The organism is Georgenia thermotolerans, from assembly GCF_009193185.1.
GTDB lineage: Bacteria > Actinomycetota > Actinomycetes > Actinomycetales > Actinomycetaceae > Georgenia > Georgenia thermotolerans.
Genome location: NZ_VUKF01000068.1, coordinates 1 through 16121 on the forward strand (window position 1 = coordinate 1; position 16121 = coordinate 16121).

A 16121-nucleotide genomic window follows, 5' to 3' on the forward strand; every position below is an offset into this window, starting at 1 on the left:
TCTCGGCCCAGTCCTCCACGCTCAACACCCGCTCTCCTCCCGACCCCCGTCGACTGGGGGCCAGGATCTCGGCAGGGGGTCAGTTTTCGTCTGCCGTCACGGGGTCAGTTTTCACGTGCCGACGACAGAGTACCAGGAATCCAAAACGGTCTTGGCTAGCGCAGGATCGGTCCAGCTCCCAGACTTACCTGCCTCTTCCAGGCGGGAAGCCTCCGTCTCGGCATCCCGCTTGCGCTTGAACGTCCTGGTGTACCGCTTGCGTCCATCGACACGGTAGCCACCGATCCATCCGCTTGTGCGCTTCTCGACCCACGCCAAGTCAGTGCTCCTCTTCCCGGCCCAGGCCGTATGAACGTGCTGCTCGAAGTTGCGTCCAAAGCGTCGCCTTCGAGATACCAAGGGCTTCTGCCACGTCGTTTGCTGGGGCTGGTGCCCCGGTGTCCTTCCACCACTCGTACAGGTCGCTCAATGCGCGGTAGTACGCCGCGCTGTTACCTCGCGGACCTGGGGGCATCTTCTGGGCGCGCCCTGTGAGTTCGTTACGTGCTTGCTCCGCCGCGTTTGCGGTCTGTGGGGACTCGTGGAGCGTGCGGGTCATGTCACCGATGACACGCTCGACATCACGCATCACTCCTGAGGTCACCCCGCGCCGTCGTACGTCGCTTGGCGCATCCGGCGCGATGTCGATCACCACATGGGTTGGTCCTGACGACATCGCCGCCTCGTGGGGGTTCAACATCCACCACGCTTTCACGATCCAGTGCCCGACCTGTTGCTCGTGATCGAGGATCACGGTCGCCGTGTCCCAAGCTGCTTTCAGCGCTGGGGTCAGTTCGGGCATCCGGGGGTCGTAAGTGGCCATGGGGCAACTCTGCCGGACTCGATGGAGGTGTGTCAAGAGAGGCCGACCAATACAGGGTTGACAGGTCGATCGCTCTGACCGTACGGTTGCGATGAGGCGCGGGACGCAGGGTCCTGCGCGACAGGCTGACCTGGAGGTTGCAGTGAAGGATCAGAGGAAGAGCGCAGCGCCCTTCATCGGGACTGTGGAGGCTGCTGAAGTGCTCGGACGCCCGAAGTCCTGGATGTACGACGGTGCCGACAAGGCTGGTGTGCCGGTCTACAAGGTTGGACGGCGCAGGATGTACCTGCGTGACGAGATCATCGCGTTCGTCCGGTCTCAGGCGCTCGTGGGGGCGGTGTGAGCAAGGTTCTGCCGGACCGGTTCCCGGTCGGTACCTACGAGTGGCAGACCATCTACCGGACGGTGCCCAAGGACGCGCCGATCACTGGGACGGTGTCGGCGGTGGGGTATGCGCTTGCGACTTGGGCTGACAAGAGGCTCGGCACTGACGCCTTTCCGTCGCAGACCACGTTGCAGCAGGCGACAACGGTAAGCCGCAAGCAGGTAGGGAAGTGCTTGACCATCCTGGAGGATCGGGGCTGGATCAGTCACTACTCAACCATCCCGGGAGCAACCAAAGTTTACAGACTTACCGTCCCGGCTTGGGTGCCAGACACGTTCCCTGACGTCATGGATAAGGCTAAGAAGGCGAAGGTCGCTCACCGTCAGTGGCTTCTAGACGTAGAACGGTCGGGGAATGATGTGGATCTACTTGGTGCAGAATCGCAGGGTGTCTGAGCTGTGAGGTCCCATCCACCTGCGTCCTGAGGGTCATAGTGGGCGTCAGTTCTCAGGTGGGTGGGGCCTGGTAACGCACTACATCAGCACTACATCATCGCTACATGATGACTAAATCAGATGTATCAAGATCAAACTGACAGCCGGTGCATCGGTTGCGCAAGACCTGCCCGATCATGGGTGTGCGAAGCGGTCACTACCTGCCACTCATTTGTTGATCAGGACGCGCTTGATGGCGACGGCCAAGATGATCACAAGGAGCGCCAACGGGACGTAGAACCAGGCCGATTGTTCAAGGAGCCAGTCGAAAAGTACGAAGGTGGGGATGCCGCCAGCGAAGCAGAGGAGCAGGACGAGCAGAGGGCCGCGGTTACCACTTTGACTTCCGTGGCTACTCTCGGAGCGACCGGACGTCGACGGCTCCGGCGGCTTCATCTACATCCACCTCCCGGATACGCGGCGTGTCGTCGAACCACTCAACGCCCAGACTACGCTGGTCATTGCTGCCCCACTATGCCATGCACCGACTCCGAGAGTCAGCCGAATCAGATCTCGTAGTCGGTGGTTCCTGCTCGATTTCATGAGCGGTGAGATGCGCGGTTCGTTCGTGTTACTGGCGTCGAGCCTGCTCTGAAAACTCTGGATCGTGGCAGATCCATATGTGCTAACACCTGGCGGTCGGGCGTTCATCGTAGAGGGGTCATACCCCCCTGGCCCGGCGGTATCTGCTTCGAGGGGGCGCTGCGCTCCGGGTCCGGCAATCGTGTCGGGGATATGTTGTGATCGTGGATACCTCAGCAGCGCCACAGCCATACGGATCAGCGCGCGATCTGCCGTCGGTGCAGGAGATGGAAAAGCAGATGGCAGCTTTCAAGCTCATGCGCTTCCTGCTCCCAAAAGCAGAGCGAGAGCACCTTCTTGAACTTGAGGAAGAGTATCGCCGTATCACGGACGCGGTTGACTCCTTTTATGCGATTCTCGGGCCTCGCAACTGGGTGTTCCATGGAGATCTCAATCTCAGCAAGATCGAGCGTGTCATCGAAACCGAAGACTCCTCTGAAGCGGAGCGGCGATTGATCGACTACTACCGTGAGGCCGGGTGTATTGAAGCATCTGTGCGGCGCCTCTGCCGCTTCGAAGGTATGCGTCCGCGGCGTGGCCTGCTTAATAAGGCGCTCACGGATTATAATGAGGGCCGTTACTACAGTACGGTGCTTGTACTCCTCGCCGTTATGGATGGCTTCGTAAATGACTTCGAAAAGGAATCCAGGAAGGGGCTCCACACTAGGCCAGCCGAGGATATGGTGGCGTGGGACAGCGTAGCGGGGCACCACCTAGGTCTCAGTCATGCACACCGTTCATTCTTGAAAGGGTTTTACAAGACCGACGAGAGTGAAGTTGTGGAGCTATATCGCAATGGAATCATGCATGGCGTCCTTGTGAACTTCGACAATGAGATGGTTTCAACCAAGGCGTGGAACCGACTGTTCGCTGTGGCGGACTGGGCGGAGGCTCGGACGAAGCAAGCGGCACCCGTCGAGGCGGAACCGTCACTTCGAGAGACGTTCGCCAAGATTCGGTCCGTTCAGGAGGAGAACAGGCGGCTCAGTGAGTGGCAGCCACACGAGCATGACGTGAGCCCTGACGGGGGCAGCTCAAGCGAAGTTGCGGGTGTGTGCGGGGACTTCCTAGAGAGGTGGCAAAAGCGGCAGTGGGGTTTGCTCGGCGGTCACTTTCTGACTTTCGGTAGTGGTAAGCCATCCGTGGGGGAGCAGGCTCGTGTTGCGAAAGACCTGTACTCACCCCATGAGTTGGGCGCATATACGCTCCTGAAGGTCCGACACGTGGCCGCTGCCGTTGCCCAGGTGGACGTGATGCTCGTCGTTGATGGGGTGAGCCGCCAGGTGAGCCTTCGATGGGTTCGGACAGGCGAAGAGGGGCAGACGGCAAGCGAGTGGGTGGAGGGGACGTGGAAGCTTGCGCCGTACGGACCCTCAGTCTTCCTTGCCTAGTGCGGTGGCGAAGTGGTCGCCGTCGGGTTGCTCTCCCCCCTGCGCGTGGGCACCTGCCGTGGGCAAATGGTGGGCAAGATACTCAGCAAGCGACCGAAATCAACCGAAACCATCCTGACTCGGAACGCGAGACATCAGCCCTGAACAGCTGGTTTGACTAGAGCGCTACTGATCTGGTATGTCCGGAGGTACTCAAACTCCTAAAGCGGGTGTCGGCAGTTCGAATCTGCCCGAGGGCACCAGGTCGCGGCCTCGTGAGCCGCCGCGGATGCGGACGAGGCCGGTTTGCGTAGCATGCCCCGGCATGCAGGCACCGACGCCCTATCTCCAGCTCCCCGGGACGGCTCGCGATGCCCTGACCTTCTACGCAGCCGTGTTCGACTGCGGGGTACAGCTGCACACGTTCGCGGACTTCCACAGGACGGACGGGCCGGCGGACGCCGTCGCCCACGGCTACCTCACGGAAGGGCCGGTCGCTCTCTTCGCCGCCGACGCGGCCGGGGACGAGGCGTCGTTCCGGTGCGAGGGCATCATGTTCTCCCTGCTCGGCACCGCCGCCCCCGCGACCCTGCGTGACTGGTTCTCCAGGCTCTCTGAAGGCGGCCGTGTCGTCGACGACCTGCAGGCCCGCCCCTGGGGTGCCACCGACGGCCAGGTCGTCGACCGGTACGGGCTGCACTGGCTCATCGGCTTCGAGGGGGACAGCGACCACTGACCCGCGGCCGGTCGCCCCAGGACGGCGGCGGGCAGGCCAGGCGGTGGTCAGCCGCCCGGAGACGCGGCCGGGCGGAAGGCCACGAACGGGTGCGAGCGGATGAACGCCCGGGCCGCCGCGTCGTCACCGCGCAGGTCGCCCCAGCCCAGGACGGCGCAGATCAGCCGGAGCCGGTGCGGGTGCGCGCGGCGGAACTCGGCGACGACGTCGAACGCCTCGTCCTCGCCGAGGAAGCGGTGCTCGGGGGCGAAGGACTCCGTGCCGATCTGGACGTTCGCCGCGGGGCCGGCGCGCAGGTTGCGGAACCAGTCGGTCTGCGGTCCCCAGCCGGCGCAGATGACCGCCTCGCGCGTGGCGACGTCGTAGCGCAGCACCATCGCCACCGCCTCGTGCGGCGTCCCGGTCCGGCGGCCGACGTGGACGAGCTTGAGGAACGTGTGCCCCATGACGTGGCCGGCGTCGTGGCGGTAGGCCTGCAGCGGCAACCGGAAGACGGCCAGCGCGATCCGCCCCGGCCTGCGGCGAAGCCCGAGCAGCGGCCGGTCGTGACGGTGGCTCCGTGGCGTGGCATGCGTGGTCATCTGCCCCATCTCCCCTCAGGACGACGGCGTCGGCCGGGGCCGTCGCTCGCCGCGCTCCTTCAGGCCGAGCATCATCTTCCGGCCCATGGCGAAGTGCAGGGGCTCGCCGACGACGTCGTCGACGACGGCCGCGACGGCGCGCGCCAGGGCGAACCGGCGCGGGACCAGCGGCCGGAGGTACCCCGCGTCGCGCTCGCGGACGAGCAGGCGGGTGCGGTCGCCGGGGAGCGGGCGCAGGACGAACGCCCACGTCCCCACGACCAGGGCGCGCCCGGGCTCGATGACGGTGACGGGCCGCCCGATCCTGAGGTGCCCCACCGAGCCGGTGTCGATCCGGTCGCCGACCCCGACGTCCTGGAGCTCGGGGTGGACCCGCGTGGCCGAGCGCGTGCCCTCGACGTAGTGCACCGTGCCGCCGAAGACGAACCGCTCGATCCAGTCGTAGCTGTAGAAGCCGCCGCGTCGGTCGCCCATCTGGACCAGCCAGGGCCACACCGCCCCCGGGGGCGCTTCGATGGTGATGCCCTTGGTGTCGTGGGCCATCACCTCCTCGACGACGTCGTCCCCCGGCAGGTGCATCGCGCGCTCCTGCGGCGTGCTGCCCCAGGAACGCATCCGGGGGCGCACCAGGCCGTCGTACGCCAGCAGGACGGCGAGCAGGACGCCGGCCCGGCGCCGCGCCATGACGCTCACTCTCGCTCGCCGGCCCTCGAGCCCGCCGGGAGCGCGGTGTTGACGCCCGCCTGGAGGTAGGCGACGAGCCCCATCGCGACGAGCGGCCACGCCACCCCCACCGCCAGGGCGTCGACGCCGGCGAGGCCCGCGGCGAGCGGGGCGCTGACCGGCCGGGTCACACCGGCTGCCTGCTGCCCGGCGGCGAGCATCGCGGCGGTCCGGAAGACGGCGCCCACCGACAGCACCACGGGAATGACGCTGAGGACGACGGCGATCCACGGCGCGCGGGCGAGCAGGGCGGCGAGGACCGGCAGCCAGCCGAGCGTGACCAGGCTCAGGGCGCGCCAGGGGTCGGCCGGCTGGCCGAGCGACCGGAGCCGCCGGTTGACGTCCCACCACCACCAGAAGCCGTATATCGACAGCGTCAGGAGCGACCAGAGCGCCGCCCGGACGGGGGAGCGCACCCAGGTGTCGGGACCCTGGCGCCTCCGGGACCCGCCCTCCGTCCGGCCAGACGTCACGGACATCCCATCCTCCTGCCCTGGAGGAATCCGGTCTCTCCACTGAAGCACCGCACGAGGCGGCGCGCGAGGGACGAAGGGCCCCGCGTTGTGGGCGCGTCGTTCGGGCGGCCACCGCGCGGTGGATCCCACCGGTGTGCTTGTCCCGCGGGACCTTGGCCTCTCGCGAGGCGGGTCGGGCAGGCATACCGTCGAGACGACTTCCGCCCTCGTCACCCTGGAGACCAGCGGATGAACCTCGGCAACGCCTTCGCCCGGGCGCGCGACGCCGTCGTCGTGGTCGGCGAGTACGCCCTCGAGACGGCCTACGCGGCCACCCATCCGGAGTGGCGCCGCTCCGGCGCCACCGCCGAGGAGGAGTCCCGCCCGCTGCCCGGCGACGGCCTCGTCCCCGCGCCGAACTGGGCGGCCACCCGGGCCGTGACCATCCCCGCGCCCGCCGCCGAGGTGTGGCCGTGGCTCGTGCAGATGGGGTTCGGCCGCGGGGGCTGGTACAGCGACTTCCCCTGGTGGCAGGACCCGGCGGGTCATCGAGGCCGCCGGTCCTCGGCGACCCGGTTGGTCGCGGAACACCAGCGACTCACCGTCGGCGACGTGCTGCTGGACGGGGCGGGGTGCTCGGAGGCGGTCGGGTCGTGGTGGGTGCGCGACGTCGCCCCGGGCCGCCACCTCGTGCTGTTCAGCTCCCGGACCCTCACGGGGCGCGAGGTCCGGTTCCTCCCGGCGCGCCCGCGCAGCTACTTCGACTGCAGCTGGGTCTTCGTCGTCGCGCCGGCCGGCGAGGGGGTGCGGCTCCTCGTGCGCACCCGGCTGCGGTACCACCCCGCCTGGATGCTGCGGCTCGCGGTGGTGCTGCGCACCGGCGACACGGTGATGCAGCGGGCGATGCTCCTGGGCATCAAGCGCCGGGTCGAGTCGGGACGGGCGGGTCGTTCGTCCCTGGCGGGCCGGGGCCAGGAGTGGTGACGTGGGAGTCTCACGGCCGCACGCCGCTCCCCGGCCGGGGAGACGGGCGGGGCACCGATCGGCAGTCTCTGGAGGCGTGGTGGACGTGCAGGCCTACACCGAGGTCCTCGGCCGCGAGGAGTGCCTGCGGCTCTTGGCGGCCGTGCCCGTCGGCTGGCTCGCGTACTGCGACGGCGGCGACCCGGAGGTGGTGCCGGTGAACTTCGTCCTCGACGGGGACGAGGTGGTGGTCCGTTCGGGCTACGGCGGCAAGCTCGCGGCCGCCGCCCGCGGCGCGGTGATGGCTCTGGCGGTGAGCGAGCTGGACACCTCGGCCCGCACGGGCTGGTCGGTGGTGGTGCGCGGGCCGGCCCGGCTCGTCGAGGACACCGACCCCGACGCCGGCGCGTGGCTCGCCGCCCCCTCGCCCTGGGCGCCGGGCGAGAAGGAGTTCGCCGTCGTCGTGCGGGCGGCGGAGGTCACCGGGCGCCGGCTGGCGCGGCCGTAGGGCGCCCTCGGCCGGGCTCAGAACGCGCGGCGGCGGCGGTGGTGGGGCTCGCCGCCCTCCCGCCGGATGATGCTCACCTGGCCGTCGCCCTCGATGTACATCTCCTCGACCTGGTCGACGCTCGTGAGGCCGTCGATGTGCAGCCGGCTCATGAGCTCGTCCTCGGTGAGGTACTCCTTGGCCATGTTCTTCCGGATCATCAGGCCGTCCCGGACGAGGGGGAGCGGGCCGGGCCGCACGAACCGCTGGAACGCCGGGAAGCGGAAGCCGAGCCAGTCCAGGAACGCCGACCAGCTGATGATGACGGCGACCAGCAGGACGCCGTCGGGGAGCGAGGTGTACTGGCCGGCCATGGCGTTCTGCGCGGCGTCGGCGATGAGCACGATGACCAGCAGGTCCGTCACGCCCACCCCGCCGCGCTGGCGCTTGAGGACCACCCGCAGCAGCGTGTACAGCGCCAGGTAGACCACCGTCCCTCGGATGAAGATCTCCAGCAGGGGCGCGTTCGGGACGAAGACGTCCTTCCGGTCGACCCCCGTCAGCCACCCCATGTCGCGCTCCTCTCACGCCCGCTCGCACCCTCAACGATGTGCTTGCCGCTGCGGTGGCGCGCGGGGAGGAGGGGCCTTCGGGGGAGCCGGCATGGGCTGCGCGCGGACGCCGCCCCCGCCGGAGCGTCCGGAAATCGGAAATGTGAGCGACGTCACACTTTCCGGTCACCGGCGCACGGATGAGGCCGACTTTCGGCCAAAATTCAATGCCCCGCAACTCGAGAGAGCCCGCTCACGTCCCTCCGGCCGCCACTTCTCGGCCCTCCGCCGCGGTGGAGGTGCTTGCGCCCGGCCGTCCGCAGGCCCCATGATGGGGCGAACGGAGCGCGACGCCTGCCCCCCCTGCGCGCCGCGCTCCGTTCCTAACTTCCGGGCCCGCGCCGTCGCGAGATGCCCGCCCTCCCCACCGCGCCACCTCAGGGAACACCCCTCCGGCGCGGCACCCCGCGAAGCGGCCCCCGGCTGCCTACCTTGGTGGGATGACACTCCCTGCGCTCTTCTCCCGTGGTGCGTCCGGCCGTCGCCGGACCGCCGCGGCGGCACAGGACCGTGACCAGCGGACGCCCGCCGCGCCGCCGCCCTCCGGGCCCGCCTTCGGCGGCCGGGCGGCCTCCGACGTCTCCGCCGAGCGCGCCTCGGCCGTCGCCCGCGCGGCCGGGCAGTGGCGCCGCTCGCTCGTCCAGCTCGGCGGGACCAGCACGCTGGCTGACATGACGCTGCTGGGGGACGCGGTCATCGACCTCACCGCCGCGCACCCCTCGGGCATCGCCCAGCTCTACGCCGGGCGCACCACCCGGCTGAGCAACCTCGTCCGCGAGGGCAGCGCCCAGCTCGCCGCCCGGCGCAACGCCCGGATCGTCCGCGCCCGCGCCGACGAGCTCGCCCAGCGCTACGGCCTGGCGCCCACCTACCTCGCCATCGGCGTGGCGACCTGGACGGCGCTGCCCGACCCGCCCGAGCCGGACGTCGACGACCACCGCGACGTCGCCCTCGAGGCCTCCGCCGACCCCGGCGCCACGCTGGCCGACCGGACCCAGCCGGCCGGGGACGCCCCGGCGGCCGCCGCCGAGGCCGGTGCCGGCGCGGCCGGCGCACCCCCCGCCGCCGAGACCCCGGACGCCGCCCCTGCGGCCGCCCCCGCCAATCCCGGCCCGGCCGCCGCCGGGAGCGCCGACGCGCCGGAGGCGGTGCCCGCCCAGGTGCGCACCGTGCACGCCCCGGTCCTGCTGCGCCCGGTGCGGCTGATCGCCCACCCGGGCCCGGAGTCCGACTTCGACCTCGACCTCGAGGCCGCCGTGGACGTCAACCCCGTCCTCGTGCGCGCGCTGCGGGCGGCCGGGGTCCGCCTCGACCTCACCGCCGTCGCCCGCGCCACCCAGCGCGACCACGGCTTCTCCCCGCGCGCCGCGCTGACCGCGCTGGCCGAGCTGGGCCGGGAGAACCTGCCCGGCTTCGAGATGACCGAGCGGATCGTCGTCGGCCCCTTCGTCCACCCCGGGCAGGTGCTCGTCGACGACCTCGACGCGATGCGCCCCCACCTCGCCGGGTCCGACGTCGTCGCCGCCCTGGCCGGCGACGACGGCGCCCGCGCCGCCCTCGACGTCGCCCTGCCCGCACGGGCCCCGGGGGACCGGGCACCCGAGGCCGAGCGCGGCGCGGGCGACCTCGACGTCGACCAGCAGCACGCCGTCGACGCCATCGCCGCCGGCACCCACGTGTTCCTCGACGCCCCGCCCGGCGCCGACGTCCCCGGAACCCTCGCCGCCGTCGTCGCCGACGCCGCGGCCTCCGGCCGGCGCGTGCTGTACGTGCCCGGCACCCGCCGCACCGGCCGGGCCCTGCTCGGGCGCATCCAGGAGCTCGGCCTCGGCGACGCCGTCCTCGACCTGTCCACCGACGCCTCCTGGCGCACCCGGGCCGCCGGGCAGCTGCGCGCCGGGCTGAGCCCCACCGAGGTCACCGTCGACGACGACGCCGTGCACGCCCTGCGCGCCGAGCTGACCGAGGTGCACGGCAAGCTCGCCGGCTACGTCGCCGGGCTGCACGCCCGCCACGAGCCGTGGGGCGTCTCCGCCTACGACGCGCTGCAGGCCCTGGCCCGGCTCACCTCCGCCCGGCCCGGCCCACGCACCCGGGTGCGCCTGGACGCCGCGGCCCTGCGCGGCCTGACCGGCGCCGGGCTGGAGCAGGCCCGCGAGCAGCTCGCCCGCGCCGCCGGGCTGGGCGCCTTCACCCTGCGCCCGCAGGACACCCCCTGGTACGGCGCGGCCCTGACCGACCCGGCCGCCGCCTCCGCCGCGCTCGAGCGCACCCAGCGGCTGGGCGAGCTGAGCCTGCCCGCCCTGCGCGCCCAGGTCCAGCGCGTGGCCGAGCAGACCGGCCTGGAGCCGGCGACCACCCTCGCCGGGTGGACCGAGCAGCTGCAGATGCTCGACGGCGTCGCCGAGGCCCTCGACGTGTTCCTGCCCCAGATCTTCGAGCGCTCCGCCGCCGACATGGTCGTGGCCACCGCCACCCGCGCCTGGCGGCGCGAGCACGGCGTGGCGATGAAGGCCTCCGTGCGCCGCCGCCTGCGCAAGCAGGCCAAGGACATGCTCCGCCCCGGCCGCCCCGTCGCGGACCTGCACGCCGAGCTCATCCACGTCCAGGAGCAGCGCGAGATCTGGCGCCGCTACAACTCCCAGGGCGGCTGGCCGCGCCTGCCCGACGGGCTCGCCGAGATCAAGGCCACCGAGCGCGAGGTCCGCGCCGACGTCGAGGCCCTCCAGGGCGTCATCGGCGCCGGCGCCGGCAAGGACGACCTGTTCGCCCTCGGCCTGGACGAGCTCACCGACCGGATGCGCGAGCTGGGCCTGGACGCCCCGGCCCTGCGGCTGCTGCCCGAGCGCACCGCCCTGCTGCGCGACCTGCGCGCGGCCGGGCTCGGCCCCCTGGTGGACGACCTCACCGAGCGGCGCGTGGACACCCCCCTGGTCGGCGCCGAGCTGGACCTGGCCTGGTGGAGCTCGGTGCTCGAGCAGATCCTGCGCACCGACCCGGCGCTGGCCGGCTACGACGGGCCGGCGCTGACCGCGCTGGCCGAGCGGTTCCGCGAGCTCGACGCCGCGCAGGTGGCCAGCCTGGCCGGGCCGGTGCGCCGCGCCGTCGTCCACCACCTCGCCGCCGCGGTGCGCGGCCGGCGCGACGAGGCCGCCGCGCTGTTCGAGGCCCTCGGCGCCGGCGGCGCGAGCCTGCGCGACGCCCTGGCCGCCTACCCCGAGGTGGTCGGCGCCGTCCGCCCGGCGTGGCTGGTCGCGCCCATGCTCGTCCCGCAGCTCCTCCCGGAGGGGCCCGTGGTGGACCTGCTGATCCTCGACGGCGTCCAGCACCTGCCCGTCGAGCAGGCGGTGGCGATCATCGCCCGCGCCCGCCAGGTGGTCCTCGTCGGGGACTCCCGCCGCGGCGGGGACGGGCTGGTCGGCTCCCTGGCGCCGCTGCTGCCGGCCGTCACGCTGCCCACCGGGCGGGCCCAGCGCAACGAGGGCATCGCCGCCTTCCTCGCCGAGCACGGCTACGGCGACGTCATCCGCTCGGTGCCGGCCCCGCCGTCGACCTCCCGCATGCGCCTGGAGGTCGTCGAGGGCTTCGGGATGCCCGCCCCCGGCTCGGACGCCATCGAGAGCGTGCAGGCGGAGGTCGACCGCGTCGTCGACCTCGTCATCGAGCACGCCCTGGCTGCCCCCGAGGCCTCCCTCGCGGTGGTCGCCCTCAACGCCCGGCACGCCGACCGGGTGCGCGAGGCCGTCACCGCCGCCGTGGCCGGCAGCCCCGCGCTGGCCGAGTTCTTCCGCGCCGACCGGGCCGAGCCGTTCACCGTCGTCGAGGTCGACGCCGCCGCCGGGCTGCGCCGCGACGTCGTCCTCCTCGCCGTGGGCTACGGCAAGACCCCGCACGGGCGGGTGCTGCACCGCTTCGGCGCCCTGGACGGCCCCGACGGGCTGGCCTGCCTGGTCGACGCCCTGGACGCGGTGCGCCATCAGCTCGTCATCGTCAGCTGCATCGGGCCGGGGGAGATCGACAAGGAGCGGCTGCGCCAGCCCGGCCCGCGGCTGCTCGCCGACCTGCTCGAGCAGGCGACCGTCGGCACGCTCACCGGGGAGGAGCCCACCAGCGCCCCCGAGGAGAGCCCCGACCAGCTCCTGGTCGACCTCGCCGAACGGTTGTGGCGCCTGGGCCTGACCGTGGTGCCGCGCTACGGCCTGGAGGGCGGGGTGCGCATCCCGCTGGCCATCGGCCACCCCGACCTGCCCGGGGAGCTGGTGCTCGCCGTCCTGACCGACGACGCCGAGTACGTGGCGGAGCCCAGCCTGCGCCGGCGCGACCGGCACTGGGTCCAGCGCCTCACCGCCCGCGGGTGGCGGGTGTACATGGCGTTCTCCACGGCCGTCTTCATGGACCCCCAGGCCGAGGCGGAGGCGATCCTCGCCGAGGTCACCCAGGTGGTCGAGGAGCGCCGGGCCAGCCGGGGCGAGGCGCCGGAAGTGCAGGTGCCCCGGGTGCTCGACGAGGGCCCCGACGACGACGCCGCGGCACCCGACGACATCGCGGCGCCCGTCGACGGTGGCCCGGTCCGCCCGCGCGGCCCGCGCCCGCCCGTGGCGCCGGGGCTGCCGCTGGCCGCCTACGGCGACGACCAGCTCGACGACCTGCTGGCGTGGATCGTCTCCGACGGCGCCGAGCGAAGCGACGACGAGCTCGTCGAGGCGCTGCGCGAGGAGCTGGCGCTGACCCGCCGCGGGGACCAGATCGACGCGGTGCTCGGCCACGTGGCGCGGCGGCGGGCGCGATGAGTACCGGGGGCGCGGGCGGCGAGGGCCCCGGCGGCACGGGCCGTCAGGCCGCCGTTGGCGCGAGCGGCCAGGACCGGGGCGACGCCGCCGTGCCGGCCCCCGGCCGCCGCGGCCGTCACCGCAGGGTCGTGGCGCTGTCCGAGGCCGACCGGCGCCGTCTGGCCGCCGGGGAGCTGGCGAGCGAGGTCGACGCCCTGCACCAGGGCGACGCCCCGCCCGTGACGCCCTCGGCCGAGCCGGAGCAGGGGACGGGGGAGAACGACGCGCGGCTGCTGCGCGACGTGCCCCCGCACTGGGGCAGGCGCTGAGGCACGCGGCCTCCTGGACGACGCGCCCGTCGATGCGCTCGACCTCGTCGAGCGCGCCGACGGTGAACGATCGCGGTCAGTCGCGGACCCAGCCCAGCCGGGAGCCGCGCTCCTCGCGATGACGGGCCCCGGGCGTGCTCGGCTCGGGGGCGCCGAGCGTGCCCGGCTCGCCACCATCCGGCGCCTCGAGGCCGCCGGCGCCGCGCTCGGCCGCGAGCAGGTCACGGATCTCGGTCAGCAGGCGGACGTCGTCCGCGGGCGCCTCCGGCTCGGCACCCTGCACCTTGCGCCGCGCGGCCAGCTGGTTCATGGGCACGACCACGAAGAAGTACACGGCTGCCGACACGAGCAGGAAGTTCACGAGCGTCGTCACCACGGCACCGGGCTGGACGACGGCGCCGTTGATCGTGAACGCCAGAACGTCGTCGAAGTTCGGCTTGCCGACCAGGCCGGCGATCAGCGGGTTGAGCACCCCGTTGACGATGGAGTTCACCACGGCGGTGAACGCGGCGCCGATGACGACGCCGACGGCCAGGTCGAGCGCGTTCCCGCGCGAGATGAACTCCTTGAAGCCCTGCAGCATGCCTGTCCTCTCGGTCTGGGCCGACGGCCCGTGCGGTGTGGGTCGACGGCCGCGCGACCAACGCGGCGTGCGGCCAGTGCGTCGCGCCGGCCTGGTCGGTGAGCTACCCGCCCGCCGGTCCCTCGAGGACCGCCCGCAGCGGCGCCCAGGCAGCCGCGCCCATGAGAACGGTAGCGACCCGCTCGGACGCGGCAACGTAGACGGCCGTGACGCCGGGTGCGCCTGCGGCCAGCACGCCGCCGCCGGCGTCGTCCTCGTGGACGGCGAGGACGGTGACCTTCCGGGCCACCACGCTGGCCTCGCCCGGCGAGCCGGTGGCGTCGGAGGTGGCCGCCACGAGGCTCACCCGCCGGCCCGGCTGGGCGAGCCGGGCCGAGGCGGCGTCGGCGAGCGGGACGGCGACGACGACCGTCCCCGGCGGAGCACCCGCGGCCAGCCCGGGCCCGGCGAGCATGGCGGGCACCAGCGCGGTGCCCGCCGGTAGGCCGACGGCGAGCGGCTGGCCGACGGCGTCGGACTGCGCCCGCAGGGCCTGCGGCGGCGCGGCGCCGCGGGGAAGTGCGCGCACGGTGACGTCCGCCGCGGCGAGGACGGTCCCGGCGGCGACGTCGTCGGCCAGGACGAGCACCTGCTCGCGGGGCGGGTCGGGCGGCCGGACGGCCTCGAGCGCCGTGGCCGCCGCCAGCCCGAGGCTGACCGCGGCGATCGCGTGGCGGCCGCGCCAGAGCCCGCGCCGCAGGCGACGGCGGAGGGAGCGGGAGGGCGGGACGGGCGGGGTGCGCATCCGCCGACGCTAGGGCGCGCCGGGGCCGCGACCGGCTCGCCGCGGCCGCGCCTGTGGATCGAGGGCCGTGGAGACGAGGCCGCGCCCAGGCCCGGGAAACGGGGGCGGGGCGCGGCGCACGCGCTGCGGTCCGACGAACGGCAGCCTCCGGCGGCTGCCGTGGAGGCGGCTAGCTCGCGGCGGCCGCCGGGGCGGGGGTCGAGGAGCTGGACGAGGTGGAGCTCGACGAGGACGAGGTCGACGAGGTGGAGGAGCTCGACGAGCTCGAGCTCGACTCCTTGGCCGGCGTCGCCGCGCTGGACGACGTCGAGGTGGAGCGGGAGTCCGTGCGGTAGAAGCCCGAGCCCTTGAAGACCACGCCGACGGACGAGAAGAGCTTGCGCAGCGCGCCGCCGCACTGGTCGCACACCGTCAGCGCCTCGTCACTGAAGGACTGCTTGATGTCGAACTCGTTGCCACAGACCGTGCAGCGGTAGGAATAGGTAGGCACTCCTGAACCTCCATGGACTCGCGGGCGAGCGTTGGCACTCCACCACATCGAGTGCCAATCGTACTCCCGTCAACGCGCCGTGCCCGGTGATGCTTCCCACCCCCGGATACGCTCGCGACGTGCAACGGATGTCTCTGCCGCGCAAGGTGGCCATCGGCGTCGTCGGGCTGATCGTGGTGGCCCTCGTCGTCACCGCCGGACTCGGCACGTTCCTCGTCCGCCGGCCCCTGCCCGAGCAGGGCGGCGCGCAGACGCTGAAGATCCTCGGCTCGCGGGTCGAGGTGGTGCGCGACGCCCGCGGCGTGCCGCAGATCTACGCCGACTCCGACGCCGACCTCATGCGGGCGCAGGGCTACGTCCACGCCCAGGACCGCTTCTTCGAGATGGACTACCGCCGCCACGTCACCGCCGGCCGGCTCTCCGAGCTCGTGGGCAAGAACGACGCGGCCCTCGCGGCCGACCAGGTCGTGCGCACCCTGGGGTGGCGGCGCGTGGCCGAGCAGGAGTGGGAGCAGCTCGACCAGGGCACCAAGGACCTCTACACCGCCTACGCCGAGGGCGTGAACGCCTACCTGCGCGGGCGGGAGGCCTCGGAGCTCGGCGTGGAGTACACGGTGCTGGGCACGACCATCACCCTGAAGCAGATCGCGCCGTGGGACCCCGTCGACTCCGTCGCCTGGCTCAAGGCCATGGCCTGGGACCTCAGCCAGAACTTCAACGCCGAGGTCGGGCGCGCCGCGGCGCTGCGCCCGATGGGGGAGGACGTCGGCCGGGTCGAGCAGCTCTACCCGGACTACCCCTACGACCTCAACCCGCCGATCATCGACAAGGCGCCGACGACCACCGGGCACGCGGCCCCGGCGGCGGGCTCGGCCGCGGCGGGCCCGACCGGCTCGGGCGCGGCAGCCGCCGCACCCGGCACCGCGGCCGCATCGACAGGTCCCGCACCCGCCGCGGCCGCCTCGCCCGGCACCGCA

At 72.4% G+C, this 16121-nt stretch carries 18 protein-coding genes; 9 read left to right on the plus strand and 9 right to left on the minus strand.

Annotated elements, in window-relative coordinates:
* Positions 1 to 319 precede the first annotated feature (319 nt).
* Positions 320 to 862 (minus strand): hypothetical protein, encoded by a 543-nt coding sequence (locus GD970_RS20185; RefSeq protein WP_152204693.1) that lies wholly within the window; start codon positions 860 to 862, stop codon positions 320 to 322.
* A gap of 142 nt (positions 863 to 1004) precedes the next feature.
* Between GD970_RS20185 and GD970_RS20190 the strand changes: the two genes are divergently transcribed.
* Together GD970_RS20190 and GD970_RS20195 are read left to right on the plus strand one after the other, a co-directional pair.
* A complete protein-coding gene (locus tag GD970_RS20190; RefSeq protein ID WP_170297317.1) occupies positions 1005 to 1205 on the plus strand; it encodes a helix-turn-helix domain-containing protein in 201 nt (66 codons plus the stop codon).
* Positions 1202 to 1642: a helix-turn-helix domain-containing protein gene (locus GD970_RS20195; protein WP_152204695.1), complete on the plus strand. Its 441-nt coding sequence runs from the start codon at positions 1202 to 1204 to the stop codon at positions 1640 to 1642. Before GD970_RS20190 ends, GD970_RS20195 begins: the two co-directional genes overlap by 4 nt.
* Positions 1643 to 1849: 207 nt before the next feature.
* Here the strand turns inward: GD970_RS20195 and GD970_RS20200 are convergent, their stop codons facing one another.
* The gene (locus GD970_RS20200) at positions 1850 to 2077 is read right to left on the minus strand and encodes a hypothetical protein (RefSeq protein WP_152204696.1); all 228 of its coding nucleotides are present in this window, start codon (positions 2075 to 2077) and stop codon (positions 1850 to 1852) included.
* A 350-nt stretch (positions 2078 to 2427) separates the two neighbouring features.
* Here GD970_RS20200 and GD970_RS20205 point away from each other — a divergent pair, with 350 nt between their 5' ends.
* A complete protein-coding gene (locus GD970_RS20205) occupies positions 2428 to 3654 on the plus strand; it encodes a hypothetical protein (RefSeq protein WP_152204697.1) in 1227 nt (408 codons plus the stop codon).
* Positions 3655 to 3958: 304 nt separating this feature from the next.
* Positions 3959 to 4369, plus strand: coding sequence for a VOC family protein (locus tag GD970_RS20210; protein WP_152204698.1), 411 nt, complete (start codon positions 3959 to 3961; stop codon positions 4367 to 4369).
* Positions 4370 to 4416: 47 nt separating this feature from the next.
* On the opposite strand, the gene GD970_RS20215 is transcribed toward GD970_RS20210, so the two are convergent.
* The 3 genes from GD970_RS20215 to GD970_RS20225 are packed head-to-tail and all read right to left on the minus strand — an operon-like array spanning position 4417 to position 6152.
* Positions 4417 to 4950, minus strand: coding sequence for a nitroreductase family deazaflavin-dependent oxidoreductase (locus GD970_RS20215; protein WP_170297316.1), 534 nt, complete (start codon positions 4948 to 4950; stop codon positions 4417 to 4419).
* A 15-nt stretch (positions 4951 to 4965) separates the two neighbouring features.
* Positions 4966 to 5634, minus strand: coding sequence for a hypothetical protein (locus GD970_RS20220; RefSeq protein ID WP_152204700.1), 669 nt, complete (start codon positions 5632 to 5634; stop codon positions 4966 to 4968).
* Between the two features lie 5 nt (positions 5635 to 5639).
* Positions 5640 to 6152 carry a DUF4234 domain-containing protein gene (locus tag GD970_RS20225; protein ID WP_152204701.1) on the minus strand — a complete coding sequence of 171 codons (513 nt, stop codon included), beginning with the start codon at positions 6150 to 6152 and terminating at the stop codon, positions 5640 to 5642.
* Between the two features lie 225 nt (positions 6153 to 6377).
* On the opposite strand from GD970_RS20225, the gene GD970_RS20230 reads away from it, so the two are divergent.
* Together GD970_RS20230 and GD970_RS20235 are read left to right on the plus strand one after the other, a co-directional pair.
* On the plus strand, positions 6378 to 7112 hold the full coding sequence (locus GD970_RS20230; protein ID WP_152204702.1) for a hypothetical protein: 735 nt from the start codon (positions 6378 to 6380) through the stop codon (positions 7110 to 7112).
* A 79-nt stretch (positions 7113 to 7191) separates the two neighbouring features.
* Positions 7192 to 7599: a pyridoxamine 5'-phosphate oxidase family protein gene (locus tag GD970_RS20235; RefSeq protein ID WP_193314999.1), complete on the plus strand. Its 408-nt coding sequence runs from the start codon at positions 7192 to 7194 to the stop codon at positions 7597 to 7599.
* Between the two features lie 17 nt (positions 7600 to 7616).
* On the opposite strand, the gene GD970_RS20240 is transcribed toward GD970_RS20235, so the two are convergent.
* On the minus strand, positions 7617 to 8150 hold the full coding sequence (locus tag GD970_RS20240; RefSeq protein ID WP_152204704.1) for a DUF421 domain-containing protein: 534 nt from the start codon (positions 8148 to 8150) through the stop codon (positions 7617 to 7619).
* Between the two features lie 479 nt (positions 8151 to 8629).
* Between GD970_RS20240 and GD970_RS20245 the strand changes: the two genes are divergently transcribed.
* On the plus strand, positions 8630 to 12979 hold the full coding sequence (locus tag GD970_RS20245; protein WP_193315000.1) for a DNA helicase: 4350 nt from the start codon (positions 8630 to 8632) through the stop codon (positions 12977 to 12979).
* Positions 12980 to 13107: 128 nt separating this feature from the next.
* Complete coding sequence (locus GD970_RS20250) at positions 13108 to 13287, plus strand: transcriptional regulator (RefSeq protein WP_152204705.1); 180 nt, start codon at positions 13108 to 13110, stop codon at positions 13285 to 13287.
* A gap of 76 nt (positions 13288 to 13363) precedes the next feature.
* Here the strand turns inward: GD970_RS20250 and mscL are convergent, their stop codons facing one another.
* From mscL to GD970_RS22770, 3 genes are all read right to left on the minus strand, one after another.
* The gene (mscL, locus tag GD970_RS20255; protein ID WP_152204706.1) at positions 13364 to 13870 is read right to left on the minus strand and encodes a large conductance mechanosensitive channel protein MscL; all 507 of its coding nucleotides are present in this window, start codon (positions 13868 to 13870) and stop codon (positions 13364 to 13366) included.
* Positions 13871 to 13973: 103 nt separating this feature from the next.
* Positions 13974 to 14654: an SAF domain-containing protein gene (locus GD970_RS20260; RefSeq protein WP_152204707.1), complete on the minus strand. Its 681-nt coding sequence runs from the start codon at positions 14652 to 14654 to the stop codon at positions 13974 to 13976.
* A 169-nt stretch (positions 14655 to 14823) separates the two neighbouring features.
* Entirely contained in the window at positions 14824 to 15144 is a 321-nt protein-coding gene (locus GD970_RS22770) for an FmdB family zinc ribbon protein (RefSeq protein WP_152204708.1), read from the minus strand.
* A gap of 128 nt (positions 15145 to 15272) precedes the next feature.
* On the opposite strand from GD970_RS22770, the gene GD970_RS20270 reads away from it, so the two are divergent.
* Positions 15273 to 16121, plus strand: an 849-nt coding sequence (locus tag GD970_RS20270; protein WP_193315001.1) for a penicillin acylase family protein, incomplete at its 3' end; no start/stop codon positions are given.